This window comes from Streptomyces sp. NPDC030021, from assembly GCF_055574035.1.
In genome coordinates this window covers 35,600-53,661 of the sequence record NZ_JBVIAH010000017.1, presented here as the reverse complement: position 1 = coordinate 53,661, position 18,062 = coordinate 35,600, and the positions used below count along the sequence as shown (strand labels likewise).

Annotated in this window: 16 protein-coding genes; 6 read left to right on the top strand and 10 right to left on the bottom strand. The window is 72.5% G+C overall.

The features are described 5' to 3' along the window. Positions 1-13 precede the first annotated feature (13 nt). The gene (locus ACZ4YL_RS29200; RefSeq protein ID WP_468120673.1) at positions 14-1,156 is read right to left on the bottom strand and encodes an NADH-quinone oxidoreductase subunit D; all 1,143 of its coding nucleotides are present in this window, start codon (positions 1,154-1,156) and stop codon (positions 14-16) included. Between the two features lie 31 nt (positions 1,157-1,187). Between ACZ4YL_RS29200 and ACZ4YL_RS29195 the strand changes: the two genes are divergently transcribed. The 3 genes from ACZ4YL_RS29195 (at position 1,188) to ACZ4YL_RS29185 (ending at position 4,747) form a co-directional block, all read left to right on the top strand. Continuing rightward, positions 1,188-1,679 (top strand): PH domain-containing protein, encoded by a 492-nt coding sequence (locus tag ACZ4YL_RS29195; RefSeq protein ID WP_468120672.1) that lies wholly within the window; start codon positions 1,188-1,190, stop codon positions 1,677-1,679. After that, on the top strand, positions 1,676-3,076 hold the full coding sequence (locus tag ACZ4YL_RS29190) for a PH domain-containing protein (RefSeq protein ID WP_468120670.1): 1,401 nt from the start codon (positions 1,676-1,678) through the stop codon (positions 3,074-3,076). Before ACZ4YL_RS29195 ends, ACZ4YL_RS29190 begins: the two co-directional genes overlap by 4 nt. Before the next feature lie 144 nt (positions 3,077-3,220). Beyond that, complete coding sequence (locus ACZ4YL_RS29185) at positions 3,221-4,747, top strand: AAA family ATPase (RefSeq protein WP_468120669.1); 1,527 nt, start codon at positions 3,221-3,223, stop codon at positions 4,745-4,747. A 93-nt stretch (positions 4,748-4,840) separates the two neighbouring features. Here the strand turns inward: ACZ4YL_RS29185 and ACZ4YL_RS29180 are convergent, their stop codons facing one another. Next, positions 4,841-5,515, bottom strand: a complete 675-nt coding sequence (locus tag ACZ4YL_RS29180) for a response regulator (RefSeq protein ID WP_150258603.1) — start codon at positions 5,513-5,515, stop codon at positions 4,841-4,843. Positions 5,516-5,532: 17 nt separating this feature from the next. Beyond that, positions 5,533-6,735 (bottom strand): sensor histidine kinase, encoded by a 1,203-nt coding sequence (locus ACZ4YL_RS29175; RefSeq protein ID WP_468120666.1) that lies wholly within the window; start codon positions 6,733-6,735, stop codon positions 5,533-5,535. Between the two features lie 154 nt (positions 6,736-6,889). Between ACZ4YL_RS29175 and ACZ4YL_RS29170 the strand changes: the two genes are divergently transcribed. Then, the gene (locus ACZ4YL_RS29170; RefSeq protein ID WP_468120867.1) at positions 6,890-7,834 is read left to right on the top strand and encodes an SAM-dependent methyltransferase; all 945 of its coding nucleotides are present in this window, start codon (positions 6,890-6,892) and stop codon (positions 7,832-7,834) included. 69 nt (positions 7,835-7,903) lie between these two features. On the opposite strand, the gene ACZ4YL_RS29165 is transcribed toward ACZ4YL_RS29170, so the two are convergent. Together ACZ4YL_RS29165 and ACZ4YL_RS29160 are read right to left on the bottom strand one after the other, a co-directional pair. Continuing rightward, positions 7,904-9,454, bottom strand: coding sequence for a M28 family metallopeptidase (locus ACZ4YL_RS29165; protein WP_468120665.1), 1,551 nt, complete (start codon positions 9,452-9,454; stop codon positions 7,904-7,906). A 232-nt stretch (positions 9,455-9,686) separates the two neighbouring features. Continuing rightward, a complete protein-coding gene (locus tag ACZ4YL_RS29160; RefSeq protein WP_468120663.1) occupies positions 9,687-10,814 on the bottom strand; it encodes a DUF5937 family protein in 1,128 nt (375 codons plus the stop codon). A 198-nt stretch (positions 10,815-11,012) separates the two neighbouring features. On the opposite strand from ACZ4YL_RS29160, the gene ACZ4YL_RS29155 reads away from it, so the two are divergent. Beyond that, positions 11,013-11,222: a hypothetical protein gene (locus ACZ4YL_RS29155; protein ID WP_301368272.1), complete on the top strand. Its 210-nt coding sequence runs from the start codon at positions 11,013-11,015 to the stop codon at positions 11,220-11,222. Between the two features lie 63 nt (positions 11,223-11,285). On the opposite strand, the gene ACZ4YL_RS29150 is transcribed toward ACZ4YL_RS29155, so the two are convergent. Genes ACZ4YL_RS29150 through ACZ4YL_RS29130 form a run of 5 tightly spaced genes read right to left on the bottom strand, consistent with a single transcriptional unit; the run spans position 11,286 to position 16,718 of the window. Then, the gene (locus tag ACZ4YL_RS29150) at positions 11,286-12,095 is read right to left on the bottom strand and encodes a type III pantothenate kinase (RefSeq protein WP_052876528.1); all 810 of its coding nucleotides are present in this window, start codon (positions 12,093-12,095) and stop codon (positions 11,286-11,288) included. Between the two features lie 3 nt (positions 12,096-12,098). After that, positions 12,099-13,067 carry a carboxylating nicotinate-nucleotide diphosphorylase gene (gene nadC / locus ACZ4YL_RS29145; protein WP_468120866.1) on the bottom strand — a complete coding sequence of 323 codons (969 nt, stop codon included), beginning with the start codon at positions 13,065-13,067 and terminating at the stop codon, positions 12,099-12,101. 2 nt (positions 13,068-13,069) lie between these two features. Further along, positions 13,070-14,821, bottom strand: a complete 1,752-nt coding sequence (locus ACZ4YL_RS29140) for an L-aspartate oxidase (protein WP_468120662.1) — start codon at positions 14,819-14,821, stop codon at positions 13,070-13,072. Next, on the bottom strand, positions 14,818-15,810 hold the full coding sequence (gene panC / locus ACZ4YL_RS29135) for a pantoate--beta-alanine ligase (RefSeq protein WP_468120660.1): 993 nt from the start codon (positions 15,808-15,810) through the stop codon (positions 14,818-14,820). The genes ACZ4YL_RS29140 and panC overlap by 4 nt, the downstream gene beginning before the upstream one ends. Further along, on the bottom strand, positions 15,807-16,718 hold the full coding sequence (locus tag ACZ4YL_RS29130) for a Rossmann-like and DUF2520 domain-containing protein (RefSeq protein ID WP_468120658.1): 912 nt from the start codon (positions 16,716-16,718) through the stop codon (positions 15,807-15,809). The genes panC and ACZ4YL_RS29130 overlap by 4 nt, the downstream gene beginning before the upstream one ends. A gap of 112 nt (positions 16,719-16,830) precedes the next feature. Between ACZ4YL_RS29130 and ACZ4YL_RS29125 the strand changes: the two genes are divergently transcribed. Next, on the top strand, positions 16,831-17,961 hold the full coding sequence (locus ACZ4YL_RS29125; RefSeq protein ID WP_468120656.1) for a threonine aldolase family protein: 1,131 nt from the start codon (positions 16,831-16,833) through the stop codon (positions 17,959-17,961). Positions 17,962-18,062 lie beyond the last annotated feature (101 nt).

Here is an 18,062-nt window from a genome sequence, read left to right as displayed (position 1 = left end):
GCCCCGCGAGCGGCTATTTGTCGATGTCGCCGACCACGAAGAAGAGCGAGCCCAGGATCGCCACCATGTCGGCGACCAGCTGCCCCGGCAGCAGCACGGCCAGTGCCTGGATGTTGTTGTACGAGGCGCTGCGCAGCTTCAGCCGGTACGGGGTCTTCTCGCCCTTGGAGACGAGGTAGTAGCCGTTGATGCCGAGCGGGTTCTCGGTCCAGGCGTACGTGTGCCCCTCGGGCGCCTTCAGGACCTTCGGCAGCCGCTGGTTGATCGGCCCCGGCGGAAGGTCGTCCATCCGGTCCAGGCAGGCCACGGCCAGGTCGAGCGCGTTGTGGGTCTGGTCCAGCAGGCACTCGAAGCGGGCCAGGCAGTCGCCCTCGGTGCGGGTGATCACCTTCAGGACGTCCTGGAGCTCGCCGTAGGCCAGGTACGGCTCGTCGCGGCGCAGGTCGAAGTCGACACCGGAGGCGCGGGCGATCGGGCCGGAGACCCCGTACGCGTGCACCGCCTCGGCGGACAGGACGCCGACCCCGCGCGTACGGGCGCGGAAGATCTCGTTCCCGCGGACCAGCTTGTCGTAGACGTCCATCCGGGTCCGGACGTCGGCGATCGCGGCGCGGGCCCGGCCGAGCCAGCCGGCCGGGAGGTCCTCCTTGAGGCCGCCGACGCGGTTGAACATGTAGTGCATACGGCCGCCGGAGATCTCCTCCATGACGGCCTGGAGCTCCTCGCGTTCCCGGAACGCGTGGAAGATCGGGGTGATTCCACCCAGTTCGAGGGGGTACGAGCCGAGGAACATCAGGTGGTTCAGCACCCGGTTCAGCTCGGCCAGCAGCGTCCGCATCCACACGGCCCGCTCGGGGACCTCCATGCCGAGCATCCGCTCGACCGCCATGACCACGCCCAGCTCGTTCGAGAACGCGGACAGCCAGTCGTGGCGGTTCGCGAGCATCACGATCTGCCGGTAGTCGCGGGCCTCGAAGAGTTTTTCCGCACCGCGGTGCATGTAGCCGACCACCGGTTCGGCGCTGACGATCCGCTCGCCGTCCAGGACGAGGCGCAGGCGCAGCACGCCGTGCGTGGAAGGGTGCTGGGGGCCGATGTTGAGCACCATGTCGGTGCTCTCCGCCGCTCCGCCGATACCGACCGTGGTCTCCGTCATGCGGGCATTGTCTCAGCCCTAGGGTGGACGCATGGAAACGGGGACGATGGGTGAGACGGACGGACCTGCATGGGTCGGGCTGCCGGGCGGGCTGCTCACTCTGCGGCGGACGCTGCTGCTGATATGGACGGTGGCGCTCGCCGCCGTGACCGCCGTCGTGCTCGGGCTGACGCTCGGCCCGGGGTGGGCGGCCCTCGGGGCGTTCTGGCTCGCGGTCCTGGCCTGGGGCTGGGTGCTCCTCGGCCGGAACTGGCGGTCCTGGCGCTACGCCGAGCGCGCGGACGACCTGCTGATCAGCCGGGGCGTGCTGTGGCGGGAGGAGACCGTGGTGCCGTACGGGCGGATGCAGCTGGTGGAGGTCACCTCCGGCCCGCTGGAGCGCCGCTTCGGCCTGGCCTCCGTGCAGCTGCACACGGCCGCGGCGGCCAGCGACGCCAAGATCCCCGGGCTGGTGCCGGCCGAGGCGGAGCGCCTGCGCGACCGGCTCACCGCCCTCGGCGAGGCAAGGTCGGCGGGCCTGTGAGCCCCGCTCCGGCCGACGGCGCCGAGGGACCCGCTGCGGGCGGTCCCGCCGCCGGCCCCGCCGCCGGCCCCGCCACCGATCCCGCGGGCGGCCCCGCGGGCGGCTCCGCCGTGGAGCGCCGACTGCACCCCTTCACCCCGCTGCGCCGCGCCTGGGTGCCGATCGCCGCGACCGTCGGCGTGATCGCCCAGCAGGGCGACCAGGCCGGGAGATGGGTGGCCGACCTGTCCGCCCTCCTGCGGGTGGCGGCGGTGGCGGGCCTGATCGTGGTCTTCGGCTCCTACGGATTCCTGAGCTGGTGGTTCACCCACTACGCCATCACCGACACCGAACTGCGCATCCGCAGCGGGCTCTTCTTCCGCCGCACCGCGCACATCCGCCTCGACCGGCTCCAGGCCGTGGACGTCACCCGCCCCCTGCTGGCCCGGCTGACCGGCGTCGCCAGCCTCCGGCTCGACGTCATCGGCACCGAGGACAAGGACCAGCTGTCCTTCCTCGGCGAGAAGGAGGCCGTCGCCCTGCGCGCCGAGCTCTTGGCCCGCGCGGCCGGTTTCGCCCCCGAGGAGGCCGTGAGGCTGGGCGAAGCCCCCGAGAGCGAACTGCTGCGCGTGACCCCGCGCGAGCTCGTCGTGTCGCTGCTGCTCAACCTGGGCGTCTGGGCCCTGCTGGTCCCCGGCCTGATCGTGCCGCCCGTCGTGTGGTGGCTCAGCTCCAGCCCGTGGGCCGCCCTCGTCGCCGTGCTCCCGATGCTCGGCGCGGTCTGGGCGGGCACCGCGGGCCGCTTCCTCACCGAGTACGACTGGCGGGTCGCCGAGTCCCCGGACGGGCTGCGCCTGGACCACGGACTGCTGGACCGGGCCCACGAGACCGTGCCGCCGGGGCGCGTGCAATGCGTACGGATCGTGGAGCCGCTGCTGTGGCGGCGGCGCGGCCTGGTCCGGGTGGAGCTGAAGGTGGCGGGCTCGAACAACACGGTCCTGATCCCCGTGGCCTCCAAGGACGCCGCCTTCGCCATGATCGCCCGGGTGCTGCCCGGCGTGGACCTGGCGGCCCTGTCCTTCTCCGGCTCCCCGCGGACCGGGTCCCGCTGGGTGGTGCCGGTGTGGTGGAAGGGCTACGCCCTGGCGGTCTCCCCGGAGGTGTTCGCCGCCCGGCACGGCCGCCTGTGCCGGCGTACGGACGTCGTCCCGCACGCCAAGGTGCAGAGCGTCCGCTTCACGCAGGGCCCCTGGGCCCGCGCCCGCGGCGTCGCCGACGTCCACGTGGACACCGGCGCGAACTGCACGGTCACGGCCCGGCTCCGCCCGGAGCCGGAGGCCGCTGCCCTGCTGCAGGCCCAGGCCGCACGCTCCCGCACCTCCCGGGCCTCGGCCCGTCCGGACCGCTGGATGACGTAGCCGGGGACGGGGAACGGCGACGGGACCGGACACCTCCTGGCTCTGGCGCGTCCGCATCCGGTCCGGGGGGCCCAGGGCCCCGCTGGATGAACGAGGCTCCTGCTCTCCTTAGGAGTACAGTCCTTTGGGGTGTACTCCTAAGGAGTGGGAACATTGCGGCATCGATCAGGGCCGAGCAAGCCGTCCCATGTCTTCGATCGCGGTGCGGAGTGGGAAAGCCTCACCGCCTTCGTGGGCAGACCGATGCCGCACGCGATGCTCGGCATCGTCAGCGGCAGGCGGCGCATGGGCAAGACCTACCTGCTGCGTGCCCTGGTGGAGCAGCAGCAAGGCTTCTACTTCGGGGCCACGGCTGCGACCGAGGCGGAGTCTCTGCGTCAGTTCGGGGCAGCGCTGGCAGAACACGCGCGCTCCCCGGTCCCCTTCTCCTTCGCCACCTGGGACGACGCGATCTCGTACCTCTTCGGCCTCGGCGCCGCCGACCGGGGGACCGGGCCACTGCTCGTGGTCATCGACGAGTTTCCGTACCTGGCGAAGGCCGCGCCGGAACTGCCGTCGCTCATCCAGCGGGAGATCGACCGGTTCCAGGTCGAGGAGAACCGGATGAGGTTGCTCCTGTGCGGATCGGCGATGTCCGTCATGGGAGGCCTGCTCGCGAGCACCGCGCCGTTGCGGGGGCGGGCGCAGCTGGAACTGGTGGTGCGCCCCTTCGGATACCGAGCCGCCGCCGACTTCTGGGACGTCGCCGGGAGTCCCGCTCTCGCCGCTCGGCTCCATGCCGTGCTCGGCGGTACGCCCGCCTACCGGCGCCAGTTCCTGGCGGATGACGTTCCCGGGAGCCTGGAAGAGTTCGGCGACTGGATCTGCCGTACGGTCCTGTCGCCGTACAGTCCGCTCTTCCGTGAGGCGCGGTACCTGCTCGCCGAAGAAGCGGACATCCGTGACGGCGCCCTTTACCACTCGGTGCTCGCCGCGGTGGCTCAGGGAAACAGTACGAGGGGCGGGATCGCGGGCTATATCGGCCGCAAGTCGGTGGACATCTCCCACCCGCTCAACGTGCTGGAGGACAGTCACCTGTTGGTACGGGAAGCGGATCTCTTCCGGGCCGGAAAATCCCAGTACCGGATCACCGAGCCGTTGATCAACTTCTACGAGGCGGTGATGCGTCCGGCATGGGCCCGGCTGGAGAGCGGGCACGCGGCCGAGGTCTGGGCGCAGTCGGCGGAGCGTTTCGCGGCGCAGGTGGCAGGACCGCACTTCGAGGCGATCTGTCGTGAGTACGTGCTCGGCCCGGGGAGGTCCCTGCTCGGCACCTCGCTCGGTCAGGTGGGTGGCGGCATCGTGTCCGATCCGGCGACCCGGCAGCAGATCCAGATCGACGTCGCCGTCGTCGAATCAGGGGCCGGAGGCAGGAGGCCGACGGTGGCGATGCTGGGTGAGGTCAAGTGGGGGACGGTCATGGGGCAGAACCACGTGGAGAGGCTCCGGCGCGCGCGAGAAGTGCTCGCTGGACGCGGGATGGACGTCACCCGGTGTGCGCTCGCGTGTTTCAGCGCCGCGGGATTCAGCGGCGCACTGCGAGACGAGGTGGCAAGGGATGGTGGAGACGTGCTCTTGATCGGTCTCGATGAGCTTTACGGCCGGGTGACCCCCGCCAGGCTCTTCGGGTAGGACCGAACGGCAGGAGGGGGCTCGGCGCACGGCCCCCCTCGGGCCGGACGCCCCCTCGGGCCGGGCGGCCCGAGGGGGCGTCCGAAGGCAGTGCTAGCCGGCGCCGCCGCCCGCGCGGACCAGGCCCGTCTCGTACGCCAGGACCACCACCTGGACCCGGTCGCGCAGCCCCAGCTTGGTCAGGATCCGGCCCACATGGGTCTTCACCGTCGCCTCCGACAGGACCAGCCGGGCCGCGATCTCGCCGTTCGACAGGCCCTGCGCCACCAGCAGCATGACCTCGCGCTCGCGCTCCGTCAGCCGCTCGATGTCCTTGTTCTGCGGCTCCTGCGTGGTCGTCGGCAGCATCGGCGCGAAGCGGTCCAGCAGGCGCCGCGTCGTGGACGGGGCCACCACCGCGTCCCCGCTGTGCACCGAGCGGATGGCCGCGAGCAGTTCGCCCGGCGGGACGTCCTTCAGCATGAATCCGCTCGCGCCGGCCTTCAGGCCCGAGAAGGCGTACTCGTCCAGGTCGAAGGTGGTCAGGATGATCACCTTCGGGTGCTCCTCCGGCTCGCAGATCCGCCGCGTCGCCTCCACGCCGTCCAGCCTGGGCATGCGGACGTCCATCAGCACCACGTCCACCTTCGTGGCCCGCAGCACCTCCAGCGCCTCCAGGCCGTCGCCCGCCTCGGCGACGACCTCCATGTCCGGCTGGGCGGCGAGCACCATACGGAAACCGGTGCGCAGCAGCACCTGGTCGTCGACCAGCATCACGCGGATGGACATCAGTTACCTCGTCCTCGTCATCTCTTCTTCAGGGGCAGCAGTGCGCTGATCCGGAAGCCGCCACCGGGCCGCGGCCCCGCGTCCAGGGTTCCGCCGACCATACCGATCCGCTCGCGCATGCCGATCAGCCCGTGCCCGGCGCCGTCCGCGCCGCCGTCCTCGTACAGCTCGTGGGCCGCGCCCCGGCCGTCGTCCTCGACGAGCAGGCCGAGCCCGTCGTCGAAGTAGACCAGCCGGACGCTGGCCGTCGCGTCGGGGCCGCCGTGCTTGCGGGTGTTGGTCAGAGCCTCCTGCACGATCCGGTACGCCGTCAGCTCGACCCCGCTGGGCAGCCTTCGCGGCGTGCCCTCGACCTCGAAGTCCACGGCGAGCCCGGCCGTCCGCACCTGTTCGACCAGGACCTCGATCTGCTCGACGTCGGGCTGGGGCACGTAGTCCTCGGACTCCTGCGGCTCGCCGGTGCGCAGGACGCCCAGCAGCCGCCGCATCTCGGCCAGCGCCTGGCGCCCGGTGCCGGAGATGGTCTGGAGGGCCTCCTTGGCCTGTTCGGGGGCCGCGTCCATGACGTACGCCGCTCCGTCCGCCTGGACCACCATCACCGAGACGTTGTGCGCGACGACGTCGTGCAGCTCGCGGGCGATCCGGGCGCGCTCGGCGGCCACGGCCACCTTGGCCTGGGCCTCGCGCTGGTTCTCCAGGCGCTGGTTCCGCTCGACGAGCTGGGCGTAGTAGGCCCGGCGGGTGCGCAGCGAGTCGCCCAGCACCCAGGCGAGGGTGAAGGGGACGATGGCGAAGAGCGTGAAGAGGACGTTGTCGCGGAAGTCGCCCTTGTCCACCTGGAAGCGCAGGGCGTACAGGGGGGAGGCGAGGAATCCGATGGCGAGCGCGGTACGGGACATCCGGCGCGAGATCTCGGCCGAGGCGGCGACCGTGTACAGGATGATCAGCATCGCGAGGTCGGCGTTGTTCACCTCGGCATGGACGATCAGCTTGTAGACGCCGGTGCCGACGGCCAGCCAGAACATCTGTTGCGTCCACTTGCGGCGCAGGGCCACCACGAGGCTCATGGCGACCACCGCGGGGACGGCGAGCATCCGTGCGGTGACGCTGCTGAAACTGTCGTCGGCGACTTGCAGCATCCCGACCCCGAAGAGGAAGACAGCCCAGAAGCTGTCGACGCCCGTCGGGTGTCTGCGGAGGAAGTCGTAGAGGCGCTGCACGTAACCCAGAGTAGGGAACGCAGATAGGTGCTGGAGTCAACCAGAGGTTCGAACCTGACACCGGGGGCGTACTCCCCAAGGTGGACGGAAGCCTACCCTTTGTCCGGTGAGCTCTCAGGGTGAAGGCGTGACCCCGGTCCGGTGGCGCAGTGCGATGGAGGCCGCGCTGTACGGGCCCGACGGCTTCTACGTGCGGCCCGGCGGGCCGGGACCCGCCGGGCACTTCCGTACCTCCGTGCACGCCTCGCCGCTGTACGCCGCGGCCGTGGCCCGGCTGCTGCGCCGGGTGGACGCCGAGCTCGGGCACCCGGCGGAGCTGGACCTGGTCGACGTCGGGGCCGGGCGGGGGGAGCTGCTGGCCGGGGTGCTCGCCGCGCTGGAGCCGCAGACGGCCGCGCGGGTGCGCCCGTACGCCGTGGAACGGGCGGAGCGGCCCGCCGGGCTCGACCGGCGGATCCGCTGGGTCGCGGCCCCGCCCGAAGGGGCGAGCGGGCTGCTCTTCGCCAACGAATGGCTGGACAACGTGCCGCTGGAGGTCGCCGAGGACGGGCACTACGTGCTCGTCGCCCCGGACGGTACGGAGAGCGCGGGCGGCCCGCTGGACGGCGCGGACCGGGCCTGGCTGGAGCGGTGGTGGCCCGGCGGCGGCCGCGCCGAGATCGGCCGCGCCCGTGACGAGGCCTGGGCGGCCGCCGCCGGGACCCTGGAGCGGGGCCTGGCAGTGGCGGTGGACTACGCCCACACCCGGGGCGCCCGGCCCCCGTACGGCACCCTGACGGGTTTCCGCGGCGGCCGGGAGGTCCCGCCGGTGCCGGACGGCTCCTGCGACGTCACCGCCCACGTGGCGCTCGATTCCTGTGCGGGGCCGGGGGCGCTCCTGCTGACCCAGCGCGAGGCCCTGGCCGCGCTCGGCGTCTCGGGCGCCCGGCCCCCGCTGGCCCTCGCCTCGGCGGACCCGGTGGCCTACGTACGGGCCCTGTCCTCGGCCGGTGAGGCGGCGGAGCTCACGGACCGCGCCGGGCTGGGCGCCTTCGGCTGGCTGGTCCAGCCGGCCGGCATCCCGGCCCCGGCGTGGCCGGGCGCGCGGGCGGCGCACTGACCCGCCGAGAACGCGGAGGGCCGGGATCCGCTGCGGGATCCCGGCCCTCCTGCGCATCTGCCTACGTGCTTACTGCTTCACCTCGTCGTGGCCCTGGTGCAGGCCGCCGCCGCTGCCCGAGCCGCCCGTCGGCTGCGAGACGACCGGCTTCGACAGCGGGGCCAGGTCGAAGGCGTAGTGGCCGACCGCGTCCGCGATGACGTCGACGTTGATGTCGAGCGCCTTCTGGTCGATGTTGGTGATGTCGTCACCCTTGCCGTGGTAGTTCACGTCGTAGGCGACACCCGCCTGGCCACCGAACTTCGCGGCCTGCTCCGGGGTCTTGATGCCCTCGGCACCGGTGAAGGTACCGCCGGACGGGATGCCCACCTCGATGAAGGGGCCGTAGTCCGAGCGGCCCGAGAAGTCCGTGCCCTCGTGCGGGATCTTCTTCGAGTCGAGGAAGTCGTTGATCCCCTTCTCCAGCTGGGCGGAGCCCTCCGGGCCGGGGCCCGCGCCGGTCGCGTCCGAGTCGTCGCCGTCGTAGACGAAGTACGCGGCGTTCGGCGAGGCGATCATGTCGAAGTTCAGGTAGAGCTTGATCTGCTTCTTCTGCGCGTCCGTCAGCCCGGCGACGTACGCCTCGGAGCCGAGCAGGCCGAACTCCTCCGCCGACCACCAGGCGAACTTGACCTTGTTCTTGATCTTCGACTGGCTGCTCGCGAGGCGCTGCGCGACCTGGAGGATGCCGGCCGATCCGGAACCGTTGTCGTTGATGCCGGGGCCGGCCGCGACCGAGTCGAGGTGCGAGCCGAGGAAGACGGTGTTGTTCTCGTCGCCGCCCTTGGTCTCGGCGATGACGTTGTACGTCTTGCGGTTCTCGCGCAGCTGCCGGATGTCGAGGGTGACCTCGACCGGGCCGGCCGCGGCCTCGGCGGCGAGCTTCTCGCCGTCCTCCTGGGTGATGCCGCCCGTCGGGATCTTGCCCGCGTTCGGGTCGCCGAGGGTTCCGTTGAGGGCGCCCGCGGTGTTGTTGTAGATGATCGCGCCGACCGCGCCGGCCGCCGCCGCGTTGGCCTGCTTGGCCGCGAAGGTGCAGCCGCCGCGCTTGACCAGGGCGATCTTGCCGGTGAAGGTGCCGGAGGCGAAGTCGCCGGGCTCGCAGCCGTTCGTCCCGTCCGCGTCGACCGGGGCGACGGCGACACCGGCGGTCACACCGCCCTCCGGGCTGTTCGCCGTGTACGACATCAGGTGGATCGGTACGTCGCGCTGGTTCGCGCCGCCCACCGTCAGCTTCTCCTCGACGGTCTCGACGTACACGAAGTCGAATTCGTTCTTGGTGACCTTGTAACCGGCCGCCTTCATCACGGCCTCGATGTACTTGGCCGACTGCACGTGCCCCTTGGAGCCGGCCGCGCGGTTGCCGTTGTTGTAGTCGGCGAGCGACTGCAGGACCTTGAGGTGGTTGTAGGCGCCCTTGCCGGTGGCTTCCTTGACCAGCTTCCTGGCGAGCGCGTCACCCCGGGCGGCGTCGCTCTGCGGGCTTGCGGTGGCTCCGGCCGGTCCGGCCAGCAGCAGCGGCGAGACGAGGGCTGCGGCTGCCAGGGCGGCGGTTGCTGCGGCTATACGGCGTGAGGGCATGAAGGTCCTTCCACGGCAAAGGCGAGCAGGGCAGGGCGGAGCAGGGCACGGCGAGGCGGAGCGTGGTGGAGCGCGCGAGCAGAAGTGGTGCGCGTTGCGTGGGGGATCGGTGGACGCACGTTAGACAGCAAGTGGCCACCATGGCCAGAGTTTTCGCTGATTCCGGTTTATGAATTCCGTATATCGGTGAATCTGGGCCGCCCAAATCCAGCCAACCGCAGACTGGTTGCTTCTAGCGGAGGATGCCCTCGATGAAGTCCGATCCGATGCGCGCGACCGCCGTCAAGTCCAACTGGTGCTGGGCGTAGCGTCCCTGACGCCGCGTATGCATCAGGCCGGCCTTCTTCAGGACGGCCAGATGCCGCGACACCTCCGGCGCGGTGATCCCGTACACGGTCGCCAGCTCGCTCGTCGTGAACGGGGCCCGGGCCAGGCTCCGGCACAGCATCATCCGCATCGGATGCGCCAGCGCCTCCATCCGCCGCTGGAGCAACTCCACCGAGCCGGGCTCGGAGGCCAGTTCGGGAGAGCCGAGCGGATAGTGGACCACCGGCCGCCAGCCCGGCGCGTGCAGCACCAGCAGGTGCGGCCAGCCGAAGTTGGTCGGCACGAAGACCAGACCGGTGCCTATTCGGTGATCGGTCGCGGTCGTCGATCCGTGGACCATCTTGTCGGCGGTGATGGTGGTGCCGGCCTCGTCGACGCTCAGCGCCGCCGAGACCTCCTTCAGTACGGCCGGCAGCCCCTTGCGGCGCAGCACCTGCGTCTTGTGCCGGGCGTCGGCGCTCTGCCCGGGCTCGACGCGCTTCCACGTCTCGGCGAAGAAGGCCTCGTCGCAGTCCTCCAGGAGGCGCCGCATCCACACCCGCACGGCGGCCGTGTCGTCGAGGAGCCGCATGGAGAAGTCCAGCTGGAGCGGGCCGCGGGCGGCGGCCGTCTCCAGCGCCTTGGCCCGCGCCGCCGGGTTGTCCAGAGGCGAGGAGGACGGGCCGCCCTCGTTGTAGAGCGCCAGCCAGCACTGCTCCAGGGCGGCCCGCACGAACCGCTCGTCGTCCAGCCGGTCGAGCACGTCCAGCGCCTCGGCGAGCGTCGCGGCCGGCTGTCCGGTTCCGCCGGGCAGCCCGGCGAAGGGCATGAAGATGTCGGAGAACGAGCTCCGCCACATGAAGTCGGCCTCCAGCAGCCGGTCCGCGAGGCACGGATCGAGCGAGGCGGCGGTGGCGGTGGTCCAGGAGGTCAGTCCAGGGTGGTGCGCGGGCTGGGAGAGCGCGTGCAGGGCCATGCAGAGCTCGGCGAGCGGGGAGGGCGCGAAAGTGATCCGCTCGGTGGGCAGGCCTGCGATGTCGATCGTGACGCTCATCAGGCCATTCTGTCGTTCCGCGCACGCCGGGAAAGCCGGGACGGGCCACCGGGCCCCGCCGTACGAGTGGCTGCGGGCGCGCCGGCACGGCGGCCGGACGAGTGATCATTTGTGGCCGCGGGTGCGCTTTCGAGCCGTCGATTGACGGGGAACGTCAACTGTCGTGCGCGATGCCGCCGACGGGGTGAGGCTTGGGTCATGACCGCAATCGAGCAGTACATGATCGACACCTACCGGGCGTCCCAGCAGGGCGCCCCGATGCCCCCGCCGCCGGGGCGGGACGACGTCGCCGTCCTGCGCTCGCTCCGCTCGTACGAGCAGGCCCGCGCCGTCATGGACGGCAGATCCGGCCGCCACCCCTGGCGCGCGGCCCTGCGCCGGATATTCGTCCGCCCGCGGGCGTGCTGACTGCGGGCGCGCTGATCCGGCGAGGCCCCGAGCCCGGCCCGGCCCGGGACCCTTCCGCCCTCGCTACTCGAAATTGGGCGCGTTGCGCTGGTACACCAGCCGCAGCCCGATCAGCGTCAGCCACGGCTCGTGGTCGTCGATCACCGAGGACTCGCCCAGCACCATCGGAGCCAGCCCGCCCGTGGCGATGACCCGCACGTCGTCCGGGTCGCCGTGCGGTCCGGCCAGCTCCTTCGCCATCCGGGTCACGACCCCGTCGACCTGCCCCGCGAAGCCGTAGACCACGCCCGACTGCATCGCCTCGACCGTGGACTTCCCGATCACGTTGCGCGGCCGGGCCAGCTCGATCTTCCGCAGCTGGGCACCCCGTACGCCGAGCGCCTCCATCGAGATCTCGATGCCCGGGGAGATCACCCCGCCCACGTACTCGCCCTTCGCGGACACCGCGTCGAAGGTGGTCGCCGTACCGAAGTCGACCACGATCGCCGGGCCCCCGTAGAGCTCGACCGCCGCGACCGCGTTGATGATGCGGTCCGCGCCGACCTCCTTCGGGTTGTCCATGAGGATCGGCACGCCCGTCTTGATGCCGGGCTCCACCAGCACCGCCGGCACGTCGCCGTAGTAGCGCCGGGTCACCTCGCGCAGCTCGTGCAGGACCGACGGCACCGTCGAGCAGATCGCGATGCCGTGGATCCCGTCGCCCAGCTCGCTGCCGAGCATCGGGTGCATGCCCATCAGGCCCTGCATCAGCACGGCCATCTCGTCGGCCGTGCGCCGCGGGTCGGTCGAGATGCGCCAGTGCTCGACGATCTCGTCACCGTCGAACAGGCCCAGGACCGTGTGGGTGTTGCCTACGTCGATGGTGAGGAGCACGGGTTACACCGCCTCGCGCAGATCGAGCCCGATGTCCAGGATCGGCGAGGAGTGGGTCAGCGCGCCGACCGCCAGGTAGTCCACGCCGGTCTCCGCGTACGCGCGGGCGGTGTCCAGGGTGAGGCGGCCGGAGGACTCCAGCACCGCGCGGCCGGCCACCAGGGCCACGGCCTGCGCGGTCTGCTCGACGGTGAAGTTGTCCAGCAGGATCAGGTCGGCGCCGGCCTCCAGGACCTCCCCGATCTGCTCCAGCGTGTCGACCTCGACCTCGATCGGGACCTCCGGGAAGGCCTCGCGCACGGCCTTGAACGCCTGCGCGACGCCGCCCGCCGCCACCACGTGGTTGTCCTTGACCAGCGCGGCGTCCGAGAGCGACATCCGGTGGTTGACGCCGCCGCCGCAGCGCACCGCGTACTTCTCCAGCGAGCGCAGGCCCGGCGTGGTCTTGCGGGTGTCGCGGACCTTCGCCGAGGTGCCCTCCAGCACGTCGGCCCAGCGGCGGGTGGCCGTCGCGATGCCCGACAGCCGGCACATGATGTTCAGCGCGCTGCGCTCCGCCGTCAGCAGGTCACGGGTGCGCGAGCGCACGGACAGCAGCAGCTGCCCGGCCTCGACGGCGTCGCCGTCCTCCGCGTGCCGCTCCACCTCGAAGGCCTCCGTGCAGACCACGGAGAACACGGCCTCGGCGATCCGCAGACCGGCCACGACACCGTCCTCGCGCGCGACGAAGTCCGCGACGGCCTCGGCCTCCTCCGGCACGGTCGCGACGGTCGTCACGTCCACGCCGCCGTCCAGGTCCTCCGACAGCGCCATGTGCGCGATGTCCTCGACCTCGATCGGGTCCAGGCCGGCGTCGGCGAGCAGCTGCGCCAGCGCCGGGTCCAGGCCGCTCTCCTCGCCGTCACCGCAGGCGCAGTCGTCGCCGCAGCCGCCGTCGTTCTGGTCGATCAGGGGAAGTTCGGGGGTGCTCACGGTCACTGCTCCAGGCTCGGGGTGCTCAGGGGGTGCACGGACGGGAAGTCCGCGGAGTCGGTGGGTACGACGACCAGGGCGCGCTTCTCGGTCGCCGAGAGCCGGACGACGAGATGGCGGCGCCAGTGCGCATCGTCCCGCTCGGGGTGGTCCTCGCGCCAGTGGCAGCCGCGGGTCTCCATGCGCCGCTGCGCCGCGGCGACCAGGACCCGCGCCACGCACAGCAGGTTCGTGGCCTCCCAGGTGTCCACGCCCGGCTCGGCGGTCTTGCCGTGCGCTTCGAGGTCGTTCAGGGCGGTGGCGTAGAGCCCTTCGAGGGCCTCGGCGGCCGCGCTCAGCGACTCGGCGGAGCGGAGCACGCCCGCGCCCTCCGTCATGATCCGCTGGACCTCGTACCGGGCCCCGGCGGGCTGCAGCGGGCCGGTCGCCGGGACGGGTATGCCCGGGCCGCTGCCGGCCGGCCGCTCGGCGACGATGTCCTCGGCGATCCGCTCGGCGAAGACCAGACCCTCCAGCAGGGAGTTGGAGGCCAGCCGGTTCGCGCCGTGCACACCGGTGCAGGCGACCTCGCCGCAGGCGTACAGGCCGGGGACGGTGGTCCGCCCGTGCAGGTCGGTGCGGACGCCGCCGGACGCGTAGTGCGCGGCGGGCGCCACCGGGATGGGCTCGGTCACCGGGTCGATGCCGTGGGAGCGGCAGGCGGCCAGGATGGTCGGGAAGCGCTGTTCCCACATCTGCGCGCCGAAGTGCCGGGCGTCGAGGTACATGTGCTGCGTGCCCTGCTCCTGCATGCGGCGCGTGATGCCCTTGGCGACGATGTCGCGCGGCGCGAGCTCGGCGAGCTCGTGCTGGCCCTGCATGAAGCGCACGCCGTCCGCGTCGACGAGGTACGCGCCCTCGCCCCGGACCGCCTCCGACACCAGCGGCTGCTGTCCCTCGGCGTCCGGGCCGAGGAAGAGCACCGTCGGGTGGAACTGCACGAATTCGAGGTCGGAGATCTCGGCGCCGGCCCGCAGCGCGAGCGCCACGCCGTCACCGGTGGACACCGACGGGTTGGTCGTCGCGGAGAAGACCTGCCCCATGCCGCCGGTCGCGAGGATCACGGCGGGCGCGTGCACGGCGCCGACCCCGTCGTGCTGGCCCTCGCCCATGACGTGCAGGGTCACACCGGCCGTCCGGCCCTGCGCGTCCTGCAGCAGGTCCAGGACGAGGGCGTTCTCCACGGTCTCGATGCCCGCGGCATGGACGGCCTCGACGAGCGCCCGCGAGATCTCGGCGCCGGTGGCGTCGCCGCCCGCGTGCGCGATCCGGCGGCGGTGGTGCCCGCCCTCGCGGGTCAGTTCTATCTCGCCGGTCTCCGTGGAGGTGTCGAAGACCGCGCCGGTGGCCATCAGCCGCCGTACCGCGTCGGGGCCCTCGGTGACGAGCAGCCGGACGGCCTCCTCGTCGCACAGGCCCGCACCGGCGACCAGGGTGTCGTCGAGGTGCTGCTCGGGGGTGTCGCCCTCGCCGAGGGCCGCGGCGATACCGCCCTGGGCCCAGCGGGTGGAGCCGTCGTCGAGCCGGGCCTTGGTGACCACGACGGTACGGCGGCCCCCGGCGGCGCAGCGCAGCGCGGCGGTCAGGCCCGCCACGCCGGAACCGACGACCACGACATCGGCGTCGAGGGACCAGCCGGGGGCCGGTGCGTGCAGCCGTATGCCGGTGCCTGCGCCTGCCCCGCCCGACGGGATGCCTCTGCCTGGGGTGCTCACGAGTGTGCTCCGAATTCCAATGGGATGTTGTCGATCAGCCGGGTCGAGCCCACCTTCGCGGCGACGGCCAGCACGGCCTGCCCGGTGAAGTCCTGACCGGCCTCGGTGAAGTCCAGCGGGTCCACCAGCGCCAGGTAGTCCAGTACGAGCGGCGGCTCGTGGCGGCCCGCCTCGTCCAGGACGTGCAGCGCGGCGGCCCGTACCGCGGCCGGCAGTCCGGCGCCGGCCGCCGAGACGGCGTGCGCGTCGGCGGAGGCGCGGATCTCGCCGAGGCGGGCCAGGGCGTTGGCCCGCTCGTCGCTGGCCGGGGAGGCCTCGGCGCGGGCGCGCAGCGCCGCCTGCGCGGCGAGCCGGTCGCGGCCGGCGAACAGGGCGCGCGACAGGGCCAGGGCGGTGCCCCGCTCGGCGGCCGAGAGGTAGCGGTTGCGGGACGACAGCGCGAGCCCGTCCTCCTCGCGGACGGTCGGTACGCCGACCACCTCGGCGGGGAAGTTCAGGTCGGTCACCATCCGCCGGATCAGGGCCAGTTGCTGCGCGTCCTTCTGACCGAAGAGGGCCAGGTCGGGGCGGGTGAGGTGGAGCAGCTTGGCGACGACGGTCAGCATTCCGTCGAAGTGCCCGGGGCGGGTGGCCCCTTCGAGACGCTCGCCCATGGGGCCGGCGCTGATCCGCACCTGCGGGTCACCGCCCGGGTAGACCTCGTCGACGGCCGGGGCGAACACCGCGTCGGCGCCCGCCTCTTCGGCGATCCGCAGATCCGCGTCGAGGGTGCGGGGGTAGCGGTCGAGGTCCTCGCCCGCCCCGAACTGCAGGGGGTTGACGAAGACGGTGACGACGACCTGCCCCTCGGGCCCGGCCTGTTCGCGGGCCGTGCGGATCAAGGTGGCGTGGCCCTCGTGGAGGGCGCCCATGGTCATCACCACGGCCCGGCGGCCGGTGCGCGACAGCTTGTGCAGCTCCTCCGCGGTGTGCAGCAGCAGGTCGGTCACCGGTCTCCCCCGTCGGACTCCGTGTCGGCGAGCACACCGAGCAGGTCCTCGGCGAGTTCGGGCTTGAGCAGACCGTGCGCGAGGGCCCGGTCCGCGGTCGTGCGGGCCATCGCCAGGTACCCGGCGACCGCGCCGGGCGCGTGCCTGCGCAGCTCCGAGACGTGCGCGGCGACCGTACCGGCGTCCCCGCGGGCCACCGGCCCGGTCAGGGCGGCGTCACCGGAGCGCAGGGCGTTGTCGAGGGCCGCGCCGAGCAGCGGGCCGAGCATCCGGTCGGGGTGCTCCACCCCGGCCTTGGCCAGCAGCTCCATCGACTGGGCGACCAGTGTGACCAGGTGGTTCGCGCCGAGGGCCAGGGCCGCGTGGTAGAGCGGACGGTTCTCCTCCGCGATCCACTCGGGCTCCCCGCCCATCTCGATGACCAGGGCCTCGGCGGCCAGGCGCAGCTCCTCGGGGGCGGTGACCCCGAACGAGCAGCCGGCGAGCCGCTGCACGTCGACCTCGGTCCCGGTGAAGGTCATCGCCGGGTGCAGGGCCAGCGGCAGGGCGCCCGCGCGGCGCGCGGGGTCGAGCACGGAGGTCCCGTACCGGCCGGAGGTGTGCACCAGGAGCTGTCCGGGCCGGACCGCGCCGGTCTCGGCGAGGCCCTCCACGAGGGACGGCAGCGCGTCGTCGGGGACGGTCAGGAGCACGAGGTCGGCCAGCTCCAGCACCTGCGCGGGCGGTACGAGCGGCACGTCGGGCAGTATCCGCGCGGCCCGGCGCACGGACGCGTCGGAGACTCCGGAGACGGCGACGGGCCGGTGCCCGGCCTGCTGGAGCGCACACGCCAGCGCGGGACCGACGCGGCCGGCTCCGACGACGCCGACGGCGAGCCGGGCAGGGCGTGGCTGCTGTGATGGATTCACGCGGGGAGGGCCCTTCCGTTCCAGTCCGCGGGGGGTACCGGACGATACGCCGCCATGCTAGCTCCTGGGGCAGTTGGCCGGTCGGCGGCGACGGGAGCGAGGATCTTTCCCCATGAGTGATGACAGCGAAGACATCGAACGTACGAAGCGGCTGGTCGCGGCCTGGCGCGGGGCGGAGCGGAAGCTGTCGCGCAGCCTGCTGGAGCCCACCGTGGGGGAGCTGCTCGGCTCGCTCGCCGAAGCCCCGTACGACATGGACGGGCCGGCCGACGTCTACGGCGACGGGATCGTCGGCGCGCTGGAGAGCAAGGTCGCCGAGCTGCTGGGGACCGAGGACGCGGCGTTCTTCCCCAGCGGCACGATGGCGCAGCAGATCGCGCTGCGGTGCTGGGCGGGCCGGACCGGGAACCAGGTGGTGGCGCTGCACCCGATGAGCCATCCGGAGCGGTGGGAGGGGGACGCCCTGTCGGCCGTCTCCGGGCTGCGGGTGGCGCACCCGACGACGGAGGCCCGCCCGCCGTCGGCCGCGGACGTCGAGTCGCTCCGGGAGCCCTTCGGCACGCTGATGGTGGAGCTGCCCCTGCGGGACGCGGGCTTCCTGCTGCCCACCTGGGAGGAGCTGGAGGCGCTCACCGGGGCGGCCCGGGCGCGGGACGCGGTCGTCCACTTCGACGGGGCCCGGCTGTGGGAGTCCACCGTCCACTTCGGCCGCACCCTGCCGGAGATCGCGGGCCTCGCGGACTCGGTGTACGTTTCCTTCTACAAGTCGCTCGGCGGCCTCAGCGGGGCGGCCCTGGCGGGGCCACGGGAATTCGTCGAGGAGACCCGGGTCTGGCGCCACCGTTACGGCGGCCAGATCTTCCGGCAGTTCCCGCAGGCCCTCTCGGCCCTGGCCGGACTGGAACGGGAACTGCCCCGGCTGCCGTCGTACGTGGCCCAGGCGCGGGTGGTGGCCCGGGCGCTGCGCTCGGCGTTCGCGGATTCGGGGGTCCCCTGGGCCCGGATCAACCCGGAGGAGCCGCACACCCACCAGTTCCAGGTGTGGCTCCCGTACGAGCCGGACCGGCTGACGCAGGCGGGCCTGCGCCAGGCCGAGGAGACGGGCACGGTCCTCTTCCGCCGCTGGTCCGCCGACGGCCCGCCGGGCCTGGCGGTGACGGAACTGGAAATCACCGAGCCGGGCCTGTCCTGGACGGAGTCCGACGTCCACGAAGCGGTCTCGGCCTTCGTGGCCCGTATCTAGGCTCGCGAAATCCAGCCCCGGCAGGGGGCACCTCCCAGCGGTAGCTGGGGGAGTTTGAGGCGCGGGGTCCGGGGCGGAGCCCCGGGAAGCGGCGAAAGGGC

Excerpts from the sequence above, each read along its gene's own strand:
- ACZ4YL_RS29165 (WP_468120665.1), bottom strand. The coding sequence starts at position 9,454 with ATGCCCTCACGCCGTATAGCCGCAGCAACCGCCGCCCTGGCAGCCGCA.
- ACZ4YL_RS29200 (WP_468120673.1), bottom strand. The coding sequence starts at position 1,156 with ATGACGGAGACCACGGTCGGTATCGGCGGAGCGGCGGAGAGCACCGAC.
- ACZ4YL_RS29125 (WP_468120656.1), top strand. The coding sequence starts at position 16,831 with ATGAGTGATGACAGCGAAGACATCGAACGTACGAAGCGGCTGGTCGCG.
- ACZ4YL_RS29155 (WP_301368272.1), top strand. The coding sequence starts at position 11,013 with ATGACCGCAATCGAGCAGTACATGATCGACACCTACCGGGCGTCCCAG.
- ACZ4YL_RS29170 (WP_468120867.1), top strand. The coding sequence starts at position 6,890 with ATGGAGGCCGCGCTGTACGGGCCCGACGGCTTCTACGTGCGGCCCGGC.
- ACZ4YL_RS29195 (WP_468120672.1), top strand. The coding sequence starts at position 1,188 with ATGGAAACGGGGACGATGGGTGAGACGGACGGACCTGCATGGGTCGGG.
- ACZ4YL_RS29180 (WP_150258603.1), bottom strand. The coding sequence starts at position 5,515 with ATGTCCATCCGCGTGATGCTGGTCGACGACCAGGTGCTGCTGCGCACC.
- ACZ4YL_RS29160 (WP_468120663.1), bottom strand. The coding sequence starts at position 10,814 with ATGAGCGTCACGATCGACATCGCAGGCCTGCCCACCGAGCGGATCACT.